This is a genomic window from Thermoactinomyces vulgaris, assembly GCF_005886755.1.
Lineage (GTDB): Bacteria > Bacillota > Bacilli > Thermoactinomycetales > Thermoactinomycetaceae > Thermoactinomyces > Thermoactinomyces vulgaris.
In genome coordinates this window covers 1348847-1374564 of record NZ_CP039710.1, presented here as the reverse complement: position 1 = coordinate 1374564, position 25718 = coordinate 1348847, and the positions used below count along the sequence as shown (strand labels likewise).

16 protein-coding genes are annotated in these 25718 nt (G+C 49.3%); 1 reads left to right on the top strand and 15 read right to left on the bottom strand.

Annotation, left to right across the window (positions count from 1 at the left end; all coding sequences use genetic code 11):
* Positions 1-24: 24 nt before the first annotated feature.
* The 14 genes from FA954_RS06995 to dhaK all read right to left on the bottom strand — a co-directional run bounded on the left by FA954_RS06995 (position 25) and on the right by dhaK (position 14128).
* Positions 25-1428, bottom strand: coding sequence for a helix-turn-helix domain-containing protein (locus tag FA954_RS06995; RefSeq protein WP_037996901.1), 1404 nt, complete (start codon positions 1426-1428; stop codon positions 25-27).
* Between the two features lie 503 nt (positions 1429-1931).
* Complete coding sequence (locus FA954_RS06990; protein ID WP_231855202.1) at positions 1932-2519, bottom strand: helix-turn-helix domain-containing protein; 588 nt, start codon at positions 2517-2519, stop codon at positions 1932-1934.
* 30 nt (positions 2520-2549) lie between these two features.
* On the bottom strand, positions 2550-3743 hold the full coding sequence (locus tag FA954_RS06985; RefSeq protein ID WP_138614947.1) for a helix-turn-helix domain-containing protein: 1194 nt from the start codon (positions 3741-3743) through the stop codon (positions 2550-2552).
* A 38-nt stretch (positions 3744-3781) separates the two neighbouring features.
* The gene (locus FA954_RS06980) at positions 3782-4543 is read right to left on the bottom strand and encodes a DUF3388 domain-containing protein (protein ID WP_037996478.1); all 762 of its coding nucleotides are present in this window, start codon (positions 4541-4543) and stop codon (positions 3782-3784) included.
* A gap of 164 nt (positions 4544-4707) precedes the next feature.
* Positions 4708-4962 carry a DUF3243 domain-containing protein gene (locus FA954_RS06975; RefSeq protein ID WP_037996476.1) on the bottom strand — a complete coding sequence of 85 codons (255 nt, stop codon included), beginning with the start codon at positions 4960-4962 and terminating at the stop codon, positions 4708-4710.
* Between the two features lie 63 nt (positions 4963-5025).
* Positions 5026-5775, bottom strand: a complete 750-nt coding sequence (gene ymfI, locus FA954_RS06970) for an elongation factor P 5-aminopentanone reductase (protein WP_037996516.1) — start codon at positions 5773-5775, stop codon at positions 5026-5028.
* 68 nt (positions 5776-5843) lie between these two features.
* Positions 5844-7139, bottom strand: coding sequence for an EF-P 5-aminopentanol modification-associated protein YfmH (gene yfmH / locus FA954_RS06965; protein WP_037996473.1), 1296 nt, complete (start codon positions 7137-7139; stop codon positions 5844-5846).
* Entirely contained in the window at positions 7120-8445 is a 1326-nt protein-coding gene (gene yfmF / locus FA954_RS06960; protein ID WP_037996470.1) for an EF-P 5-aminopentanol modification-associated protein YfmF, read from the bottom strand. Before yfmF ends, yfmH begins: the two co-directional genes overlap by 20 nt.
* A 124-nt stretch (positions 8446-8569) precedes the next feature.
* A complete protein-coding gene (locus FA954_RS06955) occupies positions 8570-10903 on the bottom strand; it encodes an FtsK/SpoIIIE family DNA translocase (RefSeq protein ID WP_037996468.1) in 2334 nt (777 codons plus the stop codon).
* 179 nt (positions 10904-11082) lie between these two features.
* Positions 11083-11304 (bottom strand): YlzJ-like family protein, encoded by a 222-nt coding sequence (locus FA954_RS06950; protein WP_037996465.1) that lies wholly within the window; start codon positions 11302-11304, stop codon positions 11083-11085.
* Positions 11301-12023 (bottom strand): ClpP family protease, encoded by a 723-nt coding sequence (locus FA954_RS06945; protein WP_037996464.1) that lies wholly within the window; start codon positions 12021-12023, stop codon positions 11301-11303. Before FA954_RS06945 ends, FA954_RS06950 begins: the two co-directional genes overlap by 4 nt.
* 86 nt (positions 12024-12109) lie before the next feature.
* A complete protein-coding gene (gene dhaM / locus FA954_RS06940; RefSeq protein WP_037996461.1) occupies positions 12110-12496 on the bottom strand; it encodes a dihydroxyacetone kinase phosphoryl donor subunit DhaM in 387 nt (128 codons plus the stop codon).
* Positions 12493-13125 (bottom strand): dihydroxyacetone kinase subunit DhaL, encoded by a 633-nt coding sequence (dhaL, locus tag FA954_RS06935; RefSeq protein ID WP_037996459.1) that lies wholly within the window; start codon positions 13123-13125, stop codon positions 12493-12495. Before dhaL ends, dhaM begins: the two co-directional genes overlap by 4 nt.
* 1 nt (position 13126) lies before the next feature.
* Positions 13127-14128, bottom strand: a complete 1002-nt coding sequence (gene dhaK / locus FA954_RS06930; RefSeq protein WP_037996514.1) for a dihydroxyacetone kinase subunit DhaK — start codon at positions 14126-14128, stop codon at positions 13127-13129.
* Positions 14129-14511: 383 nt separating this feature from the next.
* On the opposite strand from dhaK, the gene FA954_RS06925 reads away from it, so the two are divergent.
* Entirely contained in the window at positions 14512-15006 is a 495-nt protein-coding gene (locus FA954_RS06925) for a PCYCGC motif-containing (lipo)protein (protein ID WP_121874394.1), read from the top strand.
* A 45-nt stretch (positions 15007-15051) separates the two neighbouring features.
* Here the strand turns inward: FA954_RS06925 and FA954_RS06920 are convergent, their stop codons facing one another.
* The gene (locus FA954_RS06920) at positions 15052-25647 is read right to left on the bottom strand and encodes a non-ribosomal peptide synthetase (protein WP_138614946.1); all 10596 of its coding nucleotides are present in this window, start codon (positions 25645-25647) and stop codon (positions 15052-15054) included.
* Between the last annotated feature and the right edge of the window lie 71 nt (positions 25648-25718).

The following is a 25718-nucleotide window of genomic DNA, read 5'->3' as shown; positions in this document are numbered from 1 at the left end:
AGCACTTGCTTCCAAAAAAAAAAATCAATCGACTCTGCGGACGTGAATATACCGTGCCGATTTCACGACTTGTCCGTTGACGTAAACAATCGCATCTTCCGGAGCGCTCAATCCGACATAAAAGTCCCGATTGCCTTCATATGTATATTTGTAGCTCCATTTTTCGTCCTTGGGCAACGTCACATCTTTAATCAAATGATCACTTCCGCCCTCGGAAGGAAGATCGGTTCTGAGCTCAACCCGCGATTTTCCACCGGCAGCATGAACCATCACCACGATTTGATCGGTATCCTGGAGACGATAGTGCACCACATTCACATCCTGCTGCGCCAATTGCAGTTTTCCTTTTTTCTCAGGCGGAATCTCAAGCGTTTGGTCATTGGCGGTTTGTGAAGCCGGGTTGGAATCCGGTTGGGAATCATCCCCTGTAAACGACAAAATCGCCCATCCCAGGGGGACACACAAGATTAAACCGGCAACCGCCATCGCAATGGGGCTTTTAAGCTTCAAACCGGATATTTTGAAAGATTTCCGGCTTTTGGACGCACTGCGACTTAAGCGTTCAACGCGACTCAACCGTTGACGCTCCCCTTCTTTTTTCTGAGATCCGTTTTCCAAGTCGTCCGGCAAAACCGATGGAATCGGGACATTGTTTAAATCCAGCTTTTTCATCGCACCCGTAACCCGGGGCACCGGTCCGGAATTTCGGGTTGCCTGATCCGAAACCCGGTTCAACGGCCCGGACACACGCGGCACCGTCCCGGTGTTTGAAAGCAACAAACTTTGGTTCGGTCTGGTTTGTCCGTGCTGGTTTTTCCGTGAAACCGTCGGATACAATTCTTTTTTCGGATTGATTCCGCCAACGTTTCCCTGAGCCGTCTGATCTTTATCCTTATTCAGAATGCCCGCTTGCTGATAACCCATGTCCCGGCGCGCTTTCACCTGATCGCTCACCCGGTTGGGCATGGTCTTGGAAGCCGTCAGCGCCGTTTGGGCATCGATCCGTCCCTTGGTCTGGTTATTCATCGGCAACGTTCTCATGCGCATTGTGTTTTGCGTTGATGGACTTGGATTGACGGCAGGCATTTTGCCCGTTTGCTGGTATTTTTCAAGCGGCGGTAACTTTTGCGTCTGCTGATTTTGATTAAAATCATTCGGATTGACCGCTTTATGTACCCCGGTTAATCTCTCCGCTTGTTCCATCTTTCGGTATTGACGCAAAATATGATGCGGTTCGATTTTTACACAATTGGCATAAGAACGCAGATATGTCCGCACATAAAAAGGGCTCGGCAATTTATCGAATTCACCATTTTCGATCGCAATTAAAAATGATTTTTGGATCCTTGTTTTTTCTTGCAGTTCTTCGAGGGACATTCCAATCGCTTCTCGGGCTTGTCGAAGATATGAGCCAATTTCGACAGACACCCCAGCCACCTCCTGAAAGGCTGTTTGAACAATACGCTTTTGACAACAAAAGACATGCTGCTCAGCAACCCGTTAAATTATCGGTTTTTTCATGGTGTTTGCTGTTTTCCCAGCACTTTTCGATTGGTTGTAAACATTTTTATCGTTAGTTGAAACACCGTCTTCTATCATACTCTTTACCGAAATCAAAATCTATTCTTTTTCTTTGAAACAACATCCCATAAACAAAAAAGAGCCTGAGAGTTGTTGTAAATATATATAAAAAAACAATGATCTTGACGGCGCTGTATAGAAACAACAATTTGTTTCAAGCATACCATGGTCTCCGAAATGTGTCAAAAACGCCTTCTTCTACAGTCCCTCTTGTTGCCGTCCGAAATTAAAACTTTTTTTAAAAACCGTCAATTTTTCCGGTGAAAAACCCCTCGTTAAAATTCAGTATATTCTTATATTTAAAAACCGGCGTCCCCCGGCCTGTCCAAACCGGGAAACCGCCTCTCCGATCAGGCATTGCTCCATCGGAACCATAAAAAACATATGGTTGCAATCACCAATAAAATTGCACCCGATAATAAAAAATACGAGTAGATTTTACCAAAAACGGACGTTTTCTTTTTGGAAGCCTGCCGGCGGCTCCGGCGGCTGTATACACCTTCCCCGGATTCCGTCTCCATCCCCTCTCTCTCCGATCGTCGGTAAACCTGCCTTTGAGGGGGATGATCCTGCTGAGGATAATCCGGTTTCTTATGGGATTGAGAACGTCCGTATCCGTTTGACCGGCGGCGGGACCGGGACAGCTCTCTACCATTTCCCTGCCCGTCCGGAAGATTTCTTCGGACTGTTGGTTCCCTGCGCGTCGTCCTTTCTTGTGCCTGTTGCAACAAATTTAACATCGGTTGCGGATTTTCTCCCACAACCGTTGCATATGCCCGGACACAGGAACGAACAAACGCGGGATTGGGGTGAAAATGAAACCGCCCCTGTTCCATCGCCAACAAATCCCTTTTGGAAATTCTGGTCCGTCTCTCCACTTCTTCCAAAGTCAAGCCCGACGCCTCACGCGCCCTTCTCAGTCTCCTCCCGATTTCCACGGACAACGAAGCACCCTCCCCCAACTAACTTCACGGCTTACTGACTTTCACCACATAACTTTTTTCAGCATCTTGCGCATCTGTATTAATTTGTTGATCATTCACAAGGATTTCTACATTAGATGGCGTTCCCAATCGGAACCAAACATAGTTTTTTCCGGCTGTATCCAGTGTGACTTCTTGCCCCACACGCAATGTCAATTTTTTGGGCTGATCCTTCGGAGTAGGGGCATACAAAACCGTTGATTCCCCACTTCTCCCTTTTAACACAACATTTAATTTATCGACATTTTTGATCAAATACTCTTGTCCGACATAAGGATCCGAGGATTCTTCCCCTTCCTCCAAAGTGGGCAAATTTTGCGAAGCGGCATTGACATCCACCATTTGCCCGTTTCCGGCAGGATATTCCGCTGCATTGCGTTTTTCGGGCTGGGAAGTCTGATGACCATGGAGATAAACATACACTCCTCCGCTTAACAATAACAAAGCACCGACAACCATGGCAATCATCGTATGTTTTTTCTTTTTGACATTTTCTTTTTTCTCTTTCATTTGTTGTTTTTTCAATTCCATGGCAACCCGGCGCGGTGTTAACAGATGCTGTTGCGTGGCTTCAAGCGGAGGCAGAGACAGCGTCGTTTGAGGTACGGGTGTTTGGGTTGACGGTTCCGGGTGTTTCATTGGTTGCGGCTCAACCGGTGGTTCCGGGGATTTCGTTACTTCCGGAACCGGCGGAAGCTGATTCTGCTGGTTTGCGGGACGAAAATTCAATCCGGGATTCGGCGCGGAAGACAAAGATTGTTTGGCCGGTTCAGGCTCCGGGTTGTTTGGCTGGCGGAACGGACTCCCGCTCAACACCCCGCTTGGTCTCGGACTTTGCGCTTGTCCTTTCGGAGGAAGAAAATTCCCGCTTGATTTCGGCAACATTTTTGTCCGGGATGCCGGTTTGGGGGGCGTGACGGCTTTGGACTGTTCCTGATTGGGACGCATTTTCATCAACTTGTCAAAATGGTCCAACAATGGTTTCGTATCCACGCCGAGGCTTTTCGCGTAAGTTCTCAAAAAAGCCTTGGCATAAAAAGGGCTTGGCAGCAGATCAAAACGGTCATTTTCAAGCGCATGCAAATATTTTATGTGAATATTCGTAATTCTGTTTACTTCTTCCAGAGAATACCCCCGTTGCTGCCGCACCTGTTTCAAATAGTCTCCAATCCCCGACATTTTTGATCCCTCCCCTTGCAGCAAAGCTTTTGCCACGTTTAAAATCCATGATTTTCATCCAATCGATCATACGAAATCACTTCATCCGGATGATTCCGGAGTTCAATGATATAATCAAAATCATCCAATGTATACTCTGTTTCCCTGATAAACACATCCGGATGTTCAATTACTTTGGTTGCGTCCATACGCAAAATTTCCCGAACCAGCATGTCATGGCGTTCGGTCGAGCGGAGCGTGGAAACGATCCCGTCAATAATATACACGTTTTGGCCTGAAAGTTCATCCTGGGCCAATTGGCTGCGGACCGTCTGTTTTAACAATGTGGACGAAACAAATGTCCAGCGCTTATTGGCACAAACACTGGCAGCCACCACGGACTCCGTTTTCCCGACTCTGGGCATGCCCCGGATACCGATTAACTGAGCCCCTTCTTTTTTAAAAAGATGTGCCATGAAATCCACCAAAAGCCCCAGCTCTTCCCTTGTGAATCGATACGTTCTTTCATCGGCCACACACCGTTCCAGGTAACGGCCGTGTCTGACCGCCATCCGGTCCACCAGTTGAGGAGGGCGCAAAGCCGTAATGGTGATGTTATCAACTCTTGTCAAAATTCCCCTTAACGCCTCAATCTTTTCTTTATCATCAGAACGGAGCAGTAAACCCCGCCGGTTTTTCTCCACCCCGTTAATCGTGACGATATTGATGCCAAGCATTCCCAATATGGATGCCAAATCCCCCATTAAACCAGGGCGATTTTTATGAATCTGATATTCCAGATACCATTCCTGGTGATCCATGAAAGCACCCCACCCTCTCCCGTTTCAAACGCCAAACTCAAAAGATTAATATGTTAATTAGTATAGCATAACCGCAAAGTGCCAAAAAAGTATTACATTGAGAATTGAATTTATCAAAAAAATAAAACACCCGTTTTTGGGTGTTTTAAAATAAAAACAAACATTCATCTGTTTCCATCGTTCACCATTTTGAACATTAAATTGGCGATCGTTTGTTGCTCGTTTTCATCCGCCACACTCCAAAGATCTTTTAAAACACGTTCCTGGGTGTTTTGCGGATCCACATCCTTGGCCAGATAATCCCCGAGTTGATGGGCCAATTCTTTGATATCCTGGTCACTCATCCCCAGCTGGCGGGCTTGGTCCACACGGTTATGCAAAAACTCTTTCCAGTCCTGAAAATTGTCTAAAACAGACATTTCTTTTTCCTCCTTTTATCTGATACATGGATCTACTTCTAATATGAATCGAATGATTTCATTTTATGTATACCAACCGCCATTAACAGCAAAGACTTGCCCGGTGATATAGGAAGCTTGGGGAAGACATAAAAAAGCGGCCAGCGATGCCACTTCCTCCGGACTTCCCAAACGGCCGGCCGGAATGTCCTCCGCCAACGAATGCTTCTCTTCCCCGGGCAATTGCCGATCCAACAAAGGAGTGTCAATGGCTCCGGGCGCAATAGCATTCACCGTAATGCCGCTTGGCGCCACTTCTTTCGCCAGGGCCTTGGCCATGCTGATTTGCGCTCCCTTGGCGGCGGAATACAACACTTCCCCCGCACCGCCGGTCTGCCCCCATATGGAAGAGACCAAAATAATCCGTCCATCTTTTTTGCGGATCATGCGGGGAAGCGCGATTTGTGCCAGATAAAAAGCACCCCGCACATGAACATCCATCAGCAATTCATAGTCATGATCCGAAAAATCCTGAATCAATCCCCATTTGGACGTACCCGCCGCATGAATCACGATATCCGGCGGAGACAAATACATGCAAATTTGCCGGTAAGCCTCATCGACAGAAGAACGGGTCCTTAAATCCACCGGAAAGGCAAAAGCCGGAACCCCTTTTTCTTTGCATTCCATGACAACTTTTTGCACTTCCTCCCGCCGGGAATGATAACCGGCGGCAATGTTTGCACCCAATCCGGCCAGTTCGATGCAAATGTCCCGCCCGATTCCCCCGCTGCCTCCAATGATCCAGGCGGTTTTTCCTTTTAACGCTTGCATGTTTTCCATCCTTTCAAACAAAAGCGCCCTTTTGAAAAAGGACGCTTTCACGGTTATGATTTGTAACTTTAATCTTGGGACGGCCGCACGATGGAAACGGCAAACCGGTCCCACTGCATGTGTTCCTGCATGCGGCGGTTCACCTCTTCTAACGTCAAAGCCTCCAAACACGGAACCAGATTAAATAAATCGGCATCATGAAACCGGTAACCGGTAAATTGGTTGGCAATCCATTCCGGAGAATTCAAATAGCGCAAATTCGCACCGATCTTCTTTTTGCGAATCCGTTCAAAAGTTTCCTGGTCCAATCCCTTTTCAATCAAGGGTGGCAATTCCTTTTTGATCCGCTCAAGCAACTGATCGGGATCCGGCGTATCCCCTCCGATGATGGACAACCCGAATCCCCTGTCCAGGGTATAATCCGTCCCGAACCCGTCATCAATCAATCCGTCGTCATACAGGGATTGATACAAGTTGGAAGCCGGGCCGAGCAATGCTTCCAAAGCGATCTGGGTGGCCATTTCTTGTTTGAGAAACTCGTTTCCCTTTACGTTCACCTTGTCCGCTTTTTCTTTAAATCCAAACATGCATTTGGAAATCCCGACACTCAACTCGATTTCCTTGAAGGCTTCGGCCACCTCCTCTGGCTCATCCGGGAAAAAGCGTTCAATCTCCGGCTGATCCGGGAAAGACTTGTTCTTTTGGTTTTCTTTCACCAATTGGATGATGGCTTCCGGATCCACCGGCCCGACAATGAACAGGACCATGTTGTTCGGATGGTAAAAAGTTTCATAGCAAGTGTACAACAAGTCTTTGGTAATCTTCGATATGGACTCCACGGTTCCGGCGATGTCAATCTTAACGGGGTGATGGTGATACATGGCTTCAAACAAGCCAAAATAAGCACGCCAGTCCGGGTTGTCATCGTACATCCGGATTTCCTGTCCGATGATCCCTTTTTCTTTCTCCACATTTTGCTCCGTGAAATACGGCGATTGCACAAAATCAAGCAAGGTTGTCAGGTTTTTTTCCACCTGGCCCGTGCTGGAAAACAAATAGGCCGTCCGGGTAAAGCTGGTAAACGCATTGGCCGAAGCCCCCTGCCGCGAAAACTCCTGGAACACGTCTTCCCCCGATGCCTGCTCAAACATTTTGTGTTCCAAGAAATGCGCAATTCCGTCGGGAACCTCATGCTTTTCTTTCCCCTTTACCCGGAAGGTGTTGTCAATGGATCCGTATTTGGTTGTAAACGTGGCGTACGTTTTAAAGAAATTCTTCTTCGGCAGGACATAAACACTCAAGCCGTTGGGAAGCTCTTCAAAGAACAGAGATTCTTGAATTTGATCAAACTCCACTTTTTGCATGTTCATTCCCTCCCCGGTCCCGTAAGAAATAAATCACATCCAACCGGATTTTCTCCGCTATTTTTTGCACGTCTTCCTTTTGCACCGCATTCACTTGCTCCAATAATTTTTCCAGCGGCAAATCTTTTCCGTTCAAAACGGATTGGTAATGGAAATGGATCATCTCATAAGACCGGTCCATTTGAGAGCGCAGCTGGTTGGACAACGTCGCCTTGGTCTGCTCCAGTTCCTGATCGCTGATGTTTCCTTGCCGGATTTCCTCCAACTGCTCTTTGATGATTTGAACCGCTTGCTCATAGTTGGCGATTTCAATTCCGGATTGAATGAGCAACAGGCCTTTATGACTTTCCAAGCGGGAAGAACAATAGTAAGCGAGGCTCGCTTTTTCGCGCACATTCCTGAACAGCTTGGAATGCGGGAAGCCGCCCAGGATGCCGTTATACATCATGAGCGCCGGATAATCCGGATCTTTTATTGTGGTTTGGGTCCGGCAACCGATGTTCAATTTCCCTTGTTTGACATTCATCCGTTCGGTCACGATCCGTTCTTCCTTCACCGGAAGGGAAGCCGTTTTTGTCTGTACCGTTTTCCGCGTTTTGTCCGCAATGGACGAAAATTCTTTTTCAAGCAATTTCAGCACTTCGTCCACCGATACATTGCCCACGCAATAAAAATCCACCGGGCAATCGGACAAGACCTCTTGATAATATGTATACAACGATGTCGGGTCAATGTTTGGCAAGTCTTCGAGACGTCCATGGTTAAACAACGCATACGGCTCTCCCTGACACATGGCCTCAATCAGGCGATGGGAAGCATAGCGGATTTTATCGTCTTTTAAGCTTTCAATTTTCTGTTTTAAATTTTTCTTTTCCGCTTCCACATAGGACGGCTTGAATGCTTGATTTTCCAGCGCCGGTTTTAATAACACCTCGCTGAAAAACCGGATTCCTTCCGCAAGCAGGGAAGGGGATTCCTTGAGATATTGTTCATTGGCCAGTTCCATGCCAAATTGCATGATATGCCGTTCTCCCCGCTTGAATACATCCCCGAACAAAATGGCCCCATACAACTCATCCAATTTCTGACGGAAGGAAAGGGTGGTCGGATGGGACTGTGTCCCCCTCTGCAACACTTGAGGGAGCAATGCGGTTTTGGTTACGGTTTCCGGGGACAACTCCTGTTGAATAAATGCCATCAGCGTCGTGGTTTTAAACTTTTCGCTGTTACAAACATGGACACGGATATTCCCGATCGAGCCTGTTTCAAACTGAGCAAAACCCAAAGTATTCACCTCTTTTTTCATCAAGTCAATTACCCCTATTATAGACGAATACGGCACCGGTTAGAAATGTTCACCATTTATTATGATCGTCTGCCCGGCAAAAAAATTCTTTTCTTTGAAAACTCGGCGGCTTCCCTCTTCGCGACTACTTCACAGCTTCTTTTTTTCTCTCCCCGGTTTCATTGTCAAAGGATGAAACCAACACTTCGCGGGGCTTGCTCCCTTCATAAGGGCCGACAATCCCTTTGGCCTCCAGCATGTCAATCAGGCGGGCCGCCCTGGTGTAACCGATCCGCAACCGGCGCTGCAACAAAGACACAGAGGCTGTTTGCGCTTCAATGACCAGTTTTTTCGCTTGCGGAAACAATTCGTCGTCGACGGATGATTTATTTTTGTCAGGGGATTGGGGAATCATTTCTTCCTGGTAATCCGGTTCTTGTTGTTCCTTGACAAATTTCACCACCCGCTCCACTTCTTCATCCGAAAGGAAAGCCCCTTGGATCCGGGTCGGTTTGGATGCTCCCGTCGGCAGATACAACATATCCCCGCGTCCGAGCAATTTCTCGGCTCCCCCCATGTCCAGGATGGTGCGGGAATCGGCCTGAGATGAAACGGCAAAAGCAATCCGGGTCGGGATATTGGACTTGATCACGCCGGTAATCACATCGACCGATGGACGCTGAGTGGCGATGATCAAATGAATCCCGGCAGCCCTGGCCATCTGCGCCAGCCGGCAAATCGCATCTTCCACATCGGCCGGGGCGACCATCATCAAATCCGCCAACTCATCCACAATGACAACAATGTAAGGGAGAGGGTCTGTATCTTCCAATCCCTTTTCTTTCACCAATTGATTGAAGCGTTCGATGTCGCGGGCCCCGTGCTTGGCAAACAATTCATAGCGCTTTTCCATTTCCGCCACCACTTTTTTCAATGCCATGGCCGCTTTGCGCGGCTCCGTGACAACCGGAATCAATAAATGGGGAATTCCGTTGTATACATTCAATTCAACCATTTTGGGATCAATCATCATCAATTTCACTTCGTCCGGACGCGCTTTGTACAGCAGGCTGACAATGATCCCGTTGATGCAAACGCTTTTTCCCGATCCGGTTGCACCCGCCACCAGCAGATGCGGCATCTTGGCCAGATTATCCACAATGGGTTTGCCGTACACATCACGCCCCAGGGCAATGCTCAACTTGGATTGCGATCCCAAATATTCCGCACTCTCCAATACATCTCTTAACCCCACCAGCGCGACTTTGGAATTGGGGATTTCGATCCCGACCGCCGATTTTCCCGGGATCGGGGCTTCAATCCGGATATCCTTGGCCGCCAGCGCCAGGGCAATGTCATCCGCCAGGTTGACAATCCGGCTCACTTTCACCCCTTTTTCCGGACGGATTTCATAACGGGTGACAGCCGGTCCCCGGTGGATTTCCCCCACCGTTGCTTTGACTCCGAAGCTTTCCAGTTTGTCCTGCAGCGTTTTTGCTTTTTCATGGACGTTTTCCTGCTCCCGGCCCTGCCTTTTCTTTGTCGGATTCAACAAGGTGGCCGGTGGCAATACATAGTGATCCATCTTTTGTTGCGATTGAAAATGGACTTCAATCGGCTCGTCGGAACCTTCTTCCTGTTCGGGTTGTTTCGGTCGTTTCCTATCCGGCTCCGACGGCTGCAATTTCAATTTCATTTGTTCATGGACCGGCTTTTCCCCGTCCTCCGGTTGCTCCCGGCTGTCTTGGTAAGCCACATCTTCAAAGTCATAAACCACCGGATCGATGGGCTCTTTGCTCACTTCCACATCAGGGACGGTTTTTTTCTGCACACGTCTTTGCTTCGATGGCCGCTTCCGGCGGCGGTCATATTGCCTGATCCAATCGATCAGGCAATCTTTTCCCTTCTGTTTTGCTTTTTTGTAAACGGCCTTAGAGATCAGCGCAGCTTTGGTAAATGAAAAGTCGGCGATCAGCAAAAAACCGCAACACACGACGGCAGCCAGCACAATCAAAGCGCCAGTGTCATCGAATAAAAAATGGAGCAAAGCATAGGAAAAAGCCCCCAGCATCCCGCTGCCGACATCCAGTGGAACCGCTGAATTTCTTTCCTCCAACAACATGTACCATGTCTGATCAATGATTCCCTTGTCCGTTTGAATGGTGTGAAAGGTCAAGTAATGATTAAAAGTGATCAGCGCCATGAACACCAAAGCGACTCCCGTCCACCTCGACGACCAATGATCCGGCCACCGGTGATGCGCCATCACATACACGGACAATCCCATTCCCAAAAGCGGAATGATAAAATCCCATGTCCCCACCACAAAACGGGCCAGATACGTCAAATTTCTGCCAATGGCTCCATAACTGGCAATCGTCACCAAAGACAACGCCAATAAGACAATGCCGTAAATCTCAAACAAAATTTCTTTTTTTGTTCCAATCGACTGTTTTTTCTTATTTCTCTTTTTTGTCATTGAAACCACCTTTTCAACCCATCCGTTCCGAAAGTAAATAATGGAAATGATAACCAGTCGGTATTATCTTATCGATATTTATTTCCCAAAACAACATAAAGTCTCCTACCGGATTTTAAAGATTTTTTCTTTTTGTTCTTCTTCCGGCTCCAAAAAAACTGCCGGCAATGGCCGGCAGTTTACTCTGTCACGGTCGGAACGTTTTTGATGGTGTTTCCCGGCTGAAAACGAGGATCCAAAAAATGACCGGGATCTCCGCTCAGCACTTGGACAATGGTCGCTTCTCCTTCCTCTCCTTCATGGACAATCATCTTCACGCCATCCACTTGAATTTGTTTCAGCTTCAACTCATCCGGGCGGTAAAAAGCCATTTCGATCGGGATCGTGGAATAGTAAATCATTGCAAAATCTCCTTTTGCTTGTTGGCCTCCACCATTTTGTTCAATTCGGCAAGCGCTTCGGAAATGCCGCCCACTTCATCAATCAATCCGTATTTCACCGCATCTTTTCCAATCACATTGGTTCCAATGTCCCGGGCCAGATCCCCGGTCTGGAACATGAGCTCACGGATCTTTTCTTCCGTGATGTTCGAATGGGTGGAAATGAAATGAATCACCCGATCTTGCATTTTTTCCATATATTCAAAGGTTTGGGGCACGCCGATGACCAATCCGCTCAGACGGACCGGATGAATCGTCATGGTGGCTGTTTCGGCTATGAAGGATTTATCCGCCGCAACCGCAATGGGAACCCCGATGCTGTGGCCTCCCCCGAGAACAATCGAAACCGTCGGCTTTCGCATCGTCGCAATCATTTCCGCAATGGCCAAACCGGCTTCCACATCACCGCCCACGGTATTTAAAACAATCACCATTCCTTCAATCTTCGGGTTTTGTTCCACCGCGACGATCTGCGGAATCACATGTTCATATTTCGTCGTTTTATTTTGGGGAGGCATCACCAGATGGCCTTCGATTTGCCCGATGATGCTCAAACAAAAAATATTGCTTTCCAGTTGAGGCACATTGGTTTGCCCCAACTGCTGGATCATCTGGGCGGCAGCATTCTTCTTTTTTTCATTCGATTCTGTATCGGGTCGGACATTTCGATCCTCTTTCACCGGGTTCACTCCTTTTGTATGGACTACGAGTTAGTATGCGCATCTCTCTTTTTTTATTGTGAGGAACCCGGGAGAATTTTATGTTCCTATTTGCGCCAATTTCTTGCTTTTTGCGCCGATGCCGCCACTTTATCCAAATCGCTTCGGACCGAAGCTTCCACGGCGGCGGCATAGGCACCTTCCACCAACGGCGCGTCCGCCACGCGTATCTTCTTTTCGTCCCCCAACATCTCGATGGCCATTTCGACGGACATAGCCGCACTTCCGATATCAAATAAAACCAAAACGCCGCAATCTGAATAAACGCGTTCGATGGCTTCTTTGATCTTAAACGGGCTGGTTCCCAGCTCTCCATCATCCGTTCCGCCGGCAATGGCGACCGGTACGCCTTTTTGTATTTGCGAGAGAAATTCCGCCAATCCTTCAACAAGCTTTTCACTGTGCGAGACCAGCACCAATCCGACACAGCTCATTGTCCGTCCCCCTTCCAAGGTTGTTCTGCCCATGTCCAAAAGAAGTAATAAGAAGACACCGCCCCCGGATCCAAGTGACCTCTCGAGCGTTCCCCAAGGTAAGAAGCACGCCCTTTCTTTGCCACCATCGCCCGGGTGTCGATCATGGATTGTTCGGCAATGTCTTTGACCATTTGCCAGGAGATTTGCTCTTTCGCCTGTTCCATGTACCGGACAACGGGTTCCCAGACATCCAACATGGTCTTGTCGCCGGGCTCCGCTTTTCCTCTCATTTTTAATCCCTGACGAGCCTCGGAAAAAGCCGTTACCCATTCTTCATGCGTCAACACGCTTTTTCCTTTGCAAACCGAAGCCATTTTCAGAAAAACAGTGCCGTACAACGGGCCGGATGCCCCGCCCACTTTGCTTAACAGAATCCGGGAAACCGTTTGGAACCACCACCCGATATCGTGAGGATCATGTTCTTGCGCCAGGACCTTCTCCACTTCCTTAAAGCCGCGAGCCATATTCACACCGTGATCCCCGTCTCCAATCGCCTGATCATACCGGGAAAGCTCTTCCTTTTTTTCTTGCATGATCCGGCTTAAATCCGATAACCAATGCTTCACCTGCAAAACCGTCCATTCCATCTTATCTTCCTCCTTCGGCTTGAACCCATGATACGGTGTCGGATGGTTCTTTCAATCCTTTTTTTAATTCATCATCCAGTTTCAAGAGGGTGAGTGAACAACCGGCCATCTCCAACGAAGTCATGTATTCGCCGACACTGGTGGAGAACACACGGATCCCCTTATCTTGTAAATATTCCGATACTTTCCTGTTCAAAATATACAACTCCATCAGCGGCGTCGCCCCCAAACCATTCAACATGACCGCAACCTCGTCCCCTTTTTGGAGTGGCAAATCCTTAAAAATGGCATCCAACAACACACCAGCAGTTTCATCTGCGGACAAGTGATCCGTTCTTTGGATGCCGGGTTCCCCATGAATCCCCATTCCGATTTCCATTTCATCCTCTTGGATCTCAAAGCCTGGCTTTCCGACGGCTGGCACCGTGCAGGCGGTTAAAGCCACTCCCATGCTCCGCATATTTCGCACGGTTTTTTCCGCAATCCGGTGAACCTCCTCCAAACCCGCCCCCGCTTCGGCCCAAGCTCCGGCAATTTTATGGACGAAAACCGTTCCGGCAATTCCCCTTCTCCGGGACGGATCATCAACGGCCACATCATCGTTGACCACCACGCATTTCACGGGGATTCCTCCCATTATCGCCATATCTGCCGCCATCTCAAAATTCATGACGTCCCCGGCATAATTTTTGATGATCAACAAGACACCCTTGCCTCCGTCGGCTGCCTGGATCGCTCTTAAGATCTGATCGGGCGCGGGGGAGGTAAACACCTCGCCAAGCACGGCGGCATCCAGCATGCCTTTTCCCACATACCCGGCATGAGCCGGTTCATGCCCGGAACCGCCGCCGCTGACCAACCCCACTTTTCCTTGAACAGGCGCTTCATTGCGGACGATGACGGAATAATCCGGAATCCTGGACAATCTCTTTGGATACGCGGCCACCATGCCCTCCAACATTTCATCCACTACCTCATCAGGATGATTGATCAATTTTTTCAACTTTCTCTCATCTCCCTTTTGCAAAAATCGCCACTTTTTCAAGCCGGATCATTCAGATAATCCATCGGGTAAAGAATGGTTTTTCACACTTCATTATATCTAAAAAAATAAAACACTTAAAAAACGGAATAAGTCACCCAAATAAAGTTTTTTCTCCCTTTTATTTCCTTAACAAAAACTCACAAATTGCTTTATAATAATAAATGAGATAGCCACTCTGGCTTACGCAAGCTATCTCAATCAAGTGGTTTTATCATTTTGTTCCCCGGATCTATGAGACCGTTTACACGGTCTCTTTTTTTATCTTTTTGAAACGGATTTCCCCTTCTCCACACCAAATCATTTTTTTCTGCTATGATGAGTGGGGAAAAAGGGGGGGGCATATGATCATGCATCAAAAAACGATTCGATTTTTTTCCGTCTTTCTGTTTCTGTTTGGCTTGTCATTTACAGCCGGTTGCCAGCCGGATCCGCATCAGGAGGCCGGTCCCGGTGAATCCTCCCATGTAACGGGAGATGTCCGGGAGACCACCGCGCCCCATGAATTACCCTCTTTTTTGCGGGATCATCCCGCGGAGGTGGCTCAAACTTATCAAGAAGTCTCCAAACACCGTGATTTGCTGGCCCGGATCCCGTGTTTCTGCGGATGCGGACAAAGTGTGGGGCATCGCAATAATCTTGATTGCTTTATCCACCAACAATCCAAAGACCAAATCACATGGGATTCCCATGCCACCACTTGCGGGGTTTGTCTGGAGATTGCCAAAGAATCCATACAAATGAAAAAATCCGGAACGTCTGATCAAAAAATCCGCGAATTTATCGACCAAAAATATGGCAACGATTTTGCCGAACCGACGCCAACTCCGGCTCTGTAAATGACAATACATCCTGCCTGGACACCCAGACAGGATGTATTTTCTTTATTTCACCAAGACTTCTTCCCGGCAAAAGTCCACAATTCTTTTCAGATGATGGAGATAGAGGTTTTTCAGTTGTTCAATCGTCTCCCGATGATACAGCGTTTGGTGGTAGCGAATCAGCGTGACCAGTTCCCCGTTTTCAACAAACAAACTGAAATCCAGTTTATACGGCCACTGAGCCAGGGGATGAACCCCTTCTCCCACCGGCAGGGACACGATTTGGATGTCCTCCTTCTCCACATCCCGGACAAACTCCCCTTGATAGTTGAAGTTGATCTCAGGTTTGAGCCGGAACGAAAGATCTTGTTTGTTTTCGGGACGGGTTAAATATTTGAGAATCCCGTATCCGATTCCTTTATTGGGAACCCGCCGCAAGACTTCTTTCACATACGGAATGACTTCGGCCGGATTTTTGGAATCTTGTTCAAACACGACCGGATACATAGATGTAAACCATCCGACGGTCCTGGTCAAATCCACCCCGTCAATCACTTCCTCCCGGCCGTGCCCTTCCAATTGGACCGCCACCTTGCCATGGGTCCAACTGTTCAAGGTCATCACCAAGCCCGACAACAACAAATCATTCATCTCCGTCTGGTAAGCGCGATGCGCCCCGGACAACAAGTCACCGGTTTCCTCTTTCGGGAGGCGTCCCCAAACGATGCCGATATGCTGATTGGCATAATCCGACGTTTCTTTTTTATCGACCGGAAGTTTTGGAACCTGGAGGCGGTCGGTCGCTTTCCAATACGGAATTTCAGCAAGCAACGCCGGACTGTTCGCAAACTCTTGCAATTGATGGCTCCATGATTGAAACGAAGTCGTTTTTTGCGGCAAAGCCAAGGGTTCCCCGTCCAATTGTTGCCGGTACGCAGTATGGAGATCTTCGGACAGCACCCTCCAGGAAACGGCATCCATCACCAAATGGTGGATAATGATCAGCAAGTAATCCCCTTCGCCGGTATGGAAAATCCCCAGGCGGATCAACGGCCCGCCATGGATGCGAAGCGATTGATGCAAACGGTTGGCTTCTCTTTTCATCACTTCCGAAAGGTCTTCGCTGTTGACATCAAACTCGTGGATGGAGAAAAATTCCCCTTCCACATCCCGGTTCCATGCCTTCACCTGGTGATCTTCCCGCTTAAACGACATCCTCAAGGCGTCGTGATGGGTCACCAATGCATGGAAAACCGGTTTTAACACGTCGGCATCCCATCCTTGTTTCCGGTACAGGACAATGGCCATGTTCCATTGATCCGGATAATCCGTCTGCTCAAACATCCAACGCTGAATCGGGGTCAGCGCAACTTCCCCCGTCACCACTTCATCTTCCCGGTCTTCATCGATGGGGAAAACATGCGGTGCCAATTCTTCAATGGTCGGATGTTGGAACAAATCTTTCAATCTCATTTTCAGCCGGTACGGTTTCAAGCGGGAAGCAATTTGCATCGCTTTGATGGAATCGCCACCAAGCTCAAAAAACTGATCATGGATCCCCACCCGGTCCAGATGCAAAATTTCCTGCCACAGCTCCGCCAGGATGCGTTCCTTTTCATTGCGGGGCGCCGCATATTCCACGCCGGTTTGCATCTGTTTGGGTTTGGGAAGCATGTTTTTGTCCACTTTACCGTTGGCATTCAACGGCAGTTGCTCCATCTGCATGAAGTAAGCCGGAATCATGTAATCAGGCAATTCTTTCCCCAGGTACTGCCGCAATGCAGGAATGGAACAGGACTCCGATGCCGTGAAATATGCACACAAATGCAACTGATTTTGTTCGTCGGTTTGCGCCACCACCACGGCTTCTTTCACGGTCGGGTAACTTAACAACTTGTCGGCCACTTCCCCGGGCTCAATGCGGTAACCGCGGATTTTCACCTGTTCATCCATCCGCCCCAGAAACTCCAAGCGCCCGTCCGGCAGCCACCGCACCAGGTCTCCGGTCCGGTACATCTTTTGCCCCGGCACGTAAGGGTTGGGCACAAACTTCTCCGCCGTCAGCTCCGGCCGGTTCAAATATCCCCGGGCCAGACTTTCCCCGCTGACGCACAGCTCGCCCGGCACGCCGATTGGCTGCAATTGCTGATGTTCATTCAACACATACACTTGGTTATTGGCCACCGGTTTTCCAATCGTGACGGGTTCATCCGGACGCACCGGGGTGCTCGTCGTCACCACCGTGTTCTCCGTCGGACCGTAATTGTTGACCACCGTGTAGTTCTGCGGCAACACCCGGCCCAACCGGTCCCCTCCGGTCAGCAACACTCTCAGGCTGCGGTTTTCCAGCTGCATAAATTGCTCCGCCACCGGCGTCGGCAGAAAAGCAACCGTGATCCCTTGTTCCTCCATGTACCGGTTCAGTGCCTCCAGATCATAACGCATGGCCTCTTCAATGATGTGAAGCGACGCTCCCGCCATCCAAGTCGGGAAAATCTCCCATACCGAGGCATCAAATCCGACCCCTGCGTATTTGATGCTCTTATCTTCCGGTGTCACCTGAAATTCACGGATATGCCACTCGCACAAATTGATCAGGGAGGCGTGTTCCACCATCACGCCTTTGGGTTTTCCGGTGGAACCGGACGTATAGATCACGTAGGCCAAATCCCGTTCTTTGTTCACCGGTGCGGGGTTGTCATCGGATTCGCCCCGGAAATCTTTGGTTTTCATATCCCAAACTTCCACGCCGGAACTGCCGGGAACGGCCGGACGATCCGTAAGAAGCAGGGAAGCCCCGCTGTCTTTCAACATATATTGGATCCGGTCCGCCGGATATTGCGGATCAATCGGAACGTACGCCGCCCCTGCTTTCAAGACACCGAGAACCGCCGCCATCATCTCTTTGGACGGGGACATCAGGATGCCGACCAGTTGCTCGCGGCCGATCCCTTTCTTCCTCAGCGCATGGGCCAGGCGGTTGGCCTGCCGGTTCAACTCTTCATAAGTCCATCGTTCTTCGCCGCAAACCACCGCCACCCGGTCCGGTTGCTTTTCCACCCGTTCTTCAAACCAGGACGGAATCGTTCTTCCCCGCGGATACTCCAGACGGGTTTGGTTAAAGGATTGCAATATCTCCCATTTCTCTTCCAACGTGGGAAGCTCAATCTCGCACAGCCGAATTCCGGGATCATCCACAATCTGTTCGAGAATATGAACAAAGTGGCCAATCATACGCCGGATGGTCCCGGGCTTGAACAGGCAAGTGCTGTATTCGACAACCCCTTTGAATGTTTCCTCATCTTCCGCCATCATCCAGCTCAAATCAAATTTCGATTTTTTCCATTCAATCTCCCCTTGGCGAATTTTCAATCCTTGCAGTTTAAAAACCGGCATGTCGATATTCTGCATGGCAAACATGGTGTCAAAAAGGGGATTGCGGCTCAAATCGCGCTGGGTATCCAACTTTTCCACCAATTCCTCAAACGGATAATCCTGATGCTCATACATTTGCAGGACGCGTTCCTTCACCTGTTCCAAAAAGACTGTGAACGGAAGTTGCAAATCAATCCGGTTGCGAACCACAAGCGTATTGGCAAACATCCCCACCATGGACTCCAAACCGGCATACGATCTTCCGGCAATCGGCGAGCCGACAATGATGTCGTTTTTGCCGGTGTATTTCGCCAACAGCAAATTGTACGCGGCCAAGAGTGCCATATACGGAGTCGCTTTTTTCTCATCCACAAGCCGTTTCAATTTCCGGGTTAATCGGTGCTCGATTTCGAAAGTCATATGGTCCCCGTCAAACCGTTGTACGGAAGGTCGCGGGTAATCCGTGGGCAAATCCAGAACCGGAAGTTCGCCGGAAAGTTCATTCATCCAATACTGCTCGTGTTTTTTCCATGTATCCTTTTGTTTTTCCTTTTGTTGCCAGACGGCATAATCCTTGTATTGCAGGGACACCGGCGGCAACGTTTCTCCCTGCAGGCATTTCATCAAATCCTGAAACAGGATGTTCATCGAGACACCGTCGGAAATGATGTGATGCATGTCGATGACCAAGATCTGTTCTTCTTCCTTGGCATGTTCGATCATTCCGACCCGGATCAACGGAGCTTTCTCCAAATCAAACGGACGGATGAACTGTTGAATTTTTTGTTTCACATCCGGACGGTCTTGGGCTTGATAACACTCCACCCGGACCTCCACATCGGTGTGAATTTTTTGCATCAATTCGCCATCAATGAGATGAAACGAAGTACGCAAGGATTCGTGCCGTTCCACCAGTGCCCGGAATGCTTCTTCGAGACGGGAAACCGGCAAATTTCCTCGGATGGAAAAGGCATGGGGCATGTTGTAACCGGTGCCCATTCCTTCCAGTTGCCCGACCACATACAACCGTTTCTGTGCGGATGAAACCGGATAATAAGCTTGTTTGGGTGCCGGAGCGATGGTGACATGTTCAGCCGTTTTTTGATTTTCGATGTATGCGGCCATCTCCTTGACCACGGGACGGGCAAAAATCTCCCGCAAAGGCAGTTCCGTATGCATCCTCTTGTGGACTTGCGCCGACAACATCATCCCTTTGAGGGAGTTGCCGCCTTTTTCAAAGAAGCTGTCATGGACTCCGATTTGTTCGGTATGGAGAATCTCCTTCAAGATTTCGATCAACTGCTCCTCGGCGGGAGTGGCCGGTGCGTCATCCTTGCTTCGGGTTGTGTCGGCTTCCGGCAACGGCAATGCTTTTTTGTCCACTTTGCCGTTTCGGGTCAAGGGGAGTTTCTCCATTTCGATAAAGTGAACCGGAACCATATAGTCAGGCAATTTCAAACTTAAATGCTCCCGTAATTCTTCCGCGGAACAAGGAGACGACGCTGCGAAATATGCGCATAACTCCGGTTCTTGAGAAGGATTCAGCTGCACGGTGACAAAGGCCTCCCGGACGGAAGCATGCTCCAACAAACGGTTGGCGATTTCCCCGGGCTCAATGCGGTAACCGCGGATTTTCACCTGTTCATCCATCCGCCCCAGAAACTCCAAGCGCCCGTCCGGCAGCCACCGCACCAGGTCTCCGGTCCGGTACATCTTTTGCCCCGGCACATAAGGGTTGGGCACAAACTTCTCCGCCGTCAGCTCCGGCCGGTTCAAATATCCCCGGGCCAGACTTTCCCCGCTGACGCACAGCTCGCCCGGCACGCCGATTGGCTGCAATTGCTGATGTTCATTCAACACATACACTTGGTTATTGGCCACCGGTTTTCCAATCGTGACGGGTTCATCCGGACGCACCGGGGTGCTCGTCGTCACCACCGTGTTCTCCGTCGGACCGTAATTGTTGACCACCGTGTAGTTCTGCGGCAACACCCGGCCCAACCGGTCCCCTCCGGTCAGCAACACTCTCAGGCTGCGGTTTTCCAGCTGCATAAATTGCTCCGCCACCGGCGTCGGCAGAAAAGCAACCGTGATCCCTTGTTCCTCCATGTACCGGTTCAGTGCCTCCAGATCATAACGCATGGCCTCTTCAATGATGTGAAGCGACGCTCCCGCCATCCAAGTCGGGAAAATCTCCCATACCGAGGCATCAAATCCGACCCCTGCGTATTTGATGCTCTTATCTTCCGGTGTCACCTGAAATTCACGGATATGCCACTCGCACAAATTGATCAGGGAGGCGTGTTCCACCATCACGCCTTTGGGTTTTCCGGTGGAACCGGACGTATAGATCACGTAGGCCAAATCCCGTTCTTTGTTCACCGGTGCGGGGTTGTCATCGGATTCGCCCCGGAAATCTTTGGTTTTCATATCCCAAACTTCCACGCCGGAACTGCCGGGAACGGCCGGACGATCCGTAAGAAGCAGGGAAGCCCCGCTGTCTTTCAACATATATTGGATCCGGTCCGCCGGATATTGCGGATCGATCGGAACGTACGCCGCCCCTGCTTTCAAGACACCGAGAACCGCCGCCATCATCTCTTTGGACGGGGACATCAGGATGCCGACCAGTTGCTCGCGGCCGATCCCTTTCTTCCTCAATGCATGGGCCAGGCGGTTGGCCTGCCGGTTTAACTCTTCATAAGTCCACCGTTCTTCGCCGCAAACCACCGCCACCCGGTCCGGTTGCTTTTCCACCCGTTCTTCAAACCAGGACGGAATCGTTCTTCCCCGCGGATACTCCAGACGATACGCATTGAAATTGTTTAACACCTGATGCTCTTCATCCGGCGTGATCAATTTGATGTCAGACAGGCGAAGGTCCGGATTCTCCGTGATTTGCTTCAAAATATGAAGATAATGGCGAACCATTCTTTTTACCGTTTCCGGCTTGAACAGATGCGTGGCAAATTCCACGATCCCTTTGATTTTCTCATCTTCAATCAGGATCCAGCTCATATCAAACTTGGATTTTTTCCAATCCCATTCAACCAGTTCCAGCGAAAAATCCCGGAACTGAAGGGCCGGCAATTCATTCTTTTGCAAAGAAAACATGGTGTCAAAAAGAGGATTCCGGCTTAAATCCCGTTCTGCCCCCAATTTTTCCACCAGTTCTTCAAAGGGATAATCCTGATGCTCTGCCATCTCCAGGATTTGTTCTTTCAATTGCGCGAGAAACCGGGCAAACGATACATCCGGTGTCGGCCGGGTTCGGACCGCCAGCGTGTTGGCAAACATGCCCACCATGGTCTCCAGGTCCGCATGCGGCCTTCCGGCGATGGGGGACCCGACAATCAAATCCTCTTGCCCCGCGTACTTGGAGAGCAGGACATGATAAGCGGCAAACAACACCATATACATCGTTGCATTCTGCTCATCGGCCAGCTGCCTTAATTGATCCGACAATCCCGCATCCATTTCAAAAGGAAGCTGATCCCCGTCAAAACGCTGAACTTTCGGGCGCGGAAAGTCGGTCGGCAATTGCAAAACGGGCAACTCGCCGGAAAGTTCATTCAACCAGTACTCCTCATGTTTTTTCCAACGGTCTTTTTGTTTCTCATGTTGTTGCCAATAAGCATAATCCTTGTATTGCAATGGAAGCGAAGGCAACTCTTCACCTTGCATCCGCCGCGAAAAATCGGAAAACCATTGCCGGATCGAAACACCATCAGCCACGATATGATGAAAATCCAATAACAGATACTTCTCGCGGGTGTCCGTACGTTCCAACACCCCGGCACGCATCAACGGCGCCTTTTGCAAATCAAACGGGCGGATAAATTCTTGAATGACACGTTTTTCTTGCCGTTTCCCGCCGGCTTGGTACTGCTCGACGACCAATCGGGCATCGGGATGAATTTTCTGCCTTAATTCCCCGTTAATCATGTGGAAAGACGTTCTCAACGATTCATGCCGGTCCACCAAAGATTGCAAGACGCTCTTTAAACCGGGAACGGACAAATCGCCGTGAATCCGGAATACATAAGGCATATTGTAACTGGTGCCGCTTCCTTCCAGTTGGCTGACCATATATAAGCGCTTCTGCGCGGAAGTCACCGGATAATCCTTCATCTCCGGTGCCGGGGCAATCCCGGTGTATTCTTTTTTGCCCTTATTCTGCAAAAAGGCCGCTTGTTGCTGCACCGTCGGCCGGGCAAAAATCTCTCTTAGCGGCAAGTCTGCATTCAATTCCTTGCTCACCCGCGAAGAAAGCATCATCGCTTTCAGGGAGTGTCCCCCCAGGTCAAAGAAGTTGTCATGAATCCCGACTTGGTCCGCATCCAAAACTTCCTGCCAGACTTTTACCAGCTTTTCTTCCACGGGGTTCGTGGGGGCAACATAATCCCTTTTGTTCTCCAACGCTTCGGCCGGTTTGGGAAGCGCCCGCAAGTCCACTTTTCCATTGGGCGTAAACGGAAGTTGATCCAATTTTACAAAGTAATCGGGGATCATGTATTCCGGCAACGCTTTGGTCATGTGCTCACGCAATGCAGAAGGTGAAACATCCTTTTTCAACACAACATAAGCACACAAATAGGAATGCCCGTTCTGATCTTTATCGGCCAAAACCACCGCATTCAGCACATCGGGATGGGCAAACAACCTCTTTTCCACTTCACCGGTCTCAATGCGGTGTCCCCGGATTTTCACCTGATTATCCATCCGCTCCAAATATTCCAAATGGCCATCCGGCAACAGGCGAACCAAATCCCCGGTGCGGTACATGCGTTGACCGGGATGGAACGGATCCGGAACAAAGCGGGTTTCATTTAATTCGGGACGGTTTAAATACGCTTTGGCCACTCCGTCGCCACTGACGCAAAGTTCACCGGGAATGCCGGGCGGTTGAAGATTTCCCCATGGGTCCAACACATACAGCTTGGTGTTGTTCAGCGGCTTTCCAATCGGTACACGATGGGTGGCCAACACTGACGGATCAATGGAATAAGTCGCGGCAAAAACCGTGGTTTCCGTCGGTCCGTACCCGTTGATCAGTCGGTTTCCGCCCAGTGCTTGCACTGCCTTTTGAACATGTTTGACCGAAGCCTTTTCCCCGCCAAAGACAATTTTGCGCAAGCTCTTTAAACAATCAAGATCCAAATCCACAACCGTGTTAAACAGGGAAGTGGTCATAAAGGCGACGGTAATCTCTTCCTCTCGGATCAATTTGGTCAGCTCCGCAAAGTCTTTGGAAGCCTCTTTGGGCACCAAAACCAGCGTCGCTCCGTTCAACAAGGCATTGTAGATATCAAACGTGGATCCGTCAAAACAATAGTTTGACAACTGCAACAGCCGGTCCCCGGCATGCACCTGTATGTACCCGTTGTTGATGACCGTCCGCATCACATTGTAATGCATGGTCAAAATGCCTTTGGGCTTGCCGGTCGATCCGGAAGTATACATGACGTAAAGAAGATCATCCGGCTGATTGACATTCTCCGGGTTGCTTTTTTCCTCCCCCGCCCATTCGCCGGGAGCCAGTTCAACCACTCGCCCTTTATAACCGGCAGGCACTTTCAGTCCCGGCTGCACCATGAGAACCGGAGCACCGGCATCTTCCAGCATAAATTCCTTCCGTCCAGCGGGATATTCCGGATCAATCGGCATATAAGCCCCACCGGCTTTGACGGCCGCCAGCATGCCGATCATCATTTCAAAGGAGCGTTCCGTCATCAATCCGACAATGTCCCCGCGCCGGACGCCTTGTTTCCTCAACACTCTCGCCAGCTGATTGGCTTGTTCATTCAACTCTTTGTAAGTCATCGTATTTCCCCGGAATTTCAAGGCGATTTGCTGCGGGGATTTTTCCGCCTGTTCTTCAAAAATCTCCTGAACGGTTTTATCGCGCGGATAATCCGCATCCGTTTGATTCCATGCAAACCACTGCTGCTTTTCCGAAGGGGAAACCAGTTCAATGTCTTTCAAGCGGCAATCCGGATTTCCAATGACTTGGCGGACAATCCGTTCAAAGTGGCGGAAACAGGATTCCACGTCTTCTCTTTGGTAAACATGTCCGTTGTATTGAAACAAAATGGTGAATTTCTCACAGGGCACCACAATCACATTAAAGTCATAGTTGGTTTTTTCAAACGTGCTCTTGGCATCCGTCACGACAAACCCCAATTGATGCCGGTATTTATGGAAAATATTCGAATCAAACACATAGTTTTCAAACACAACAATATGGTCAACCAATGAATCGCCGCATTGCGCCGCTTTCTGAATATCGGTCAACGAAGCATAATCATACGGCTCCGAGGCCAGCGCCGCTTGTTGAACTTGTTTGGCCAGGTCTGTAAAACGGTCATCGCCACTTGCTTTGACCCGCACGGGAATGGTGTTGATGAACAAACCGACGATCTCCTGGATCCGGGGAATGTCTTTGTTCCTTCCGGAGACCACGGAACCGAACACCACATCGTCCGTGTGATTGTACCGTTGCAACATCAATCCCCAGATTGTTTGGAATACATTGTTCAGGGTGAGATGATGTTCACGGGCAAATTGATTGAATTGCCTGGTCAACGTTTCATCCAGTGAACAACGGACTTCCTCCAACTTGTAATCATCGCCGCGGGCGGTCTTCGCTCCCGGAATTTTGGCATGTCCTTCATACCCGGCCAAATACTGTTTCCAATATTGTTCTGTTTCTTTGGGATCCTGCTTTTCCAGCCAACGGATCAATTCACGATATTGCGTCACTTTTTTGTGGGGAACGGGCTCGTGATTTTTCAGCTTCCCATAAATTTCGAACAAATCTTCAAACACGATCCCCATGCACCATCCGTCCAAAAGGATGTGGTGGCTGCTGAACACGATTTGATACTGTTGGGACCCTGTTTTCAACACGGAAACACGCAATAACAAATCTTTGGACAAATCAAACGGTTTGGTTTGATCTTTTCGGATCCATGCTTCAACCTTTTGATTCCGCTCATCTTCCGGAAGATGGGAAAAATCCTGATACTGAATCTTTGCTTCGCGCTCTTGCAAAACCACCTGACGTGGTTTTTTCAGCTTTTTATAAATAAACACAGTCCGGAAAATGTCATATCGTTCAATCAAAACATTTAAACTCTTTTCAAACAGTCCGGGATCAAAATCCCCCTCCACCTGGATCAACAATTGTTTGAAATAAGAATTCCCCTGGTCATATAACGAGTGAAACAGCATGGCCTCTTGCATGGGAGACAAAGAATAGATGTCCACCTGTTTTTTATCCATAACCGATCTCCTCCAATAGTCAGACAAGGATGTTAAGCCAAGAGCCCTTCGTGCAAAGGACTCTTGGCATG

Coding starts and splice junctions, on each gene's coding strand:
- yfmF (WP_037996470.1), bottom strand. CDS start 8,445: ATGAAAAAAGAGGTGAATACTTTGGGTTTTGCTCAGTTTGAAACAGGC.
- yfmH (WP_037996473.1), bottom strand. CDS start 7,139: ATGCAAAAAGTGGAGTTTGATCAAATTCAAGAATCTCTGTTCTTTGAA.
- FA954_RS06925 (WP_121874394.1), top strand. CDS start 14,512: ATGATCATGCATCAAAAAACGATTCGATTTTTTTCCGTCTTTCTGTTT.
- ymfI (WP_037996516.1), bottom strand. CDS start 5,775: ATGCAAGCGTTAAAAGGAAAAACCGCCTGGATCATTGGAGGCAGCGGG.
- FA954_RS06920 (WP_138614946.1), bottom strand. CDS start 25,647: ATGGATAAAAAACAGGTGGACATCTATTCTTTGTCTCCCATGCAAGAG.
- FA954_RS06980 (WP_037996478.1), bottom strand. CDS start 4,543: ATGGATCACCAGGAATGGTATCTGGAATATCAGATTCATAAAAATCGC.
- FA954_RS06975 (WP_037996476.1), bottom strand. CDS start 4,962: ATGTCTGTTTTAGACAATTTTCAGGACTGGAAAGAGTTTTTGCATAAC.
- FA954_RS06985 (WP_138614947.1), bottom strand. CDS start 3,743: ATGTCGGGGATTGGAGACTATTTGAAACAGGTGCGGCAGCAACGGGGG.
- dhaM (WP_037996461.1), bottom strand. CDS start 12,496: ATGAGCTGTGTCGGATTGGTGCTGGTCTCGCACAGTGAAAAGCTTGTT.
- FA954_RS06950 (WP_037996465.1), bottom strand. CDS start 11,304: ATGATTTACTATTCCACGATCCCGATCGAAATGGCTTTTTACCGCCCG.
- FA954_RS06955 (WP_037996468.1), bottom strand. CDS start 10,903: ATGACAAAAAAGAGAAATAAGAAAAAACAGTCGATTGGAACAAAAAAA.
- dhaL (WP_037996459.1), bottom strand. CDS start 13,125: ATGGAATGGACGGTTTTGCAGGTGAAGCATTGGTTATCGGATTTAAGC.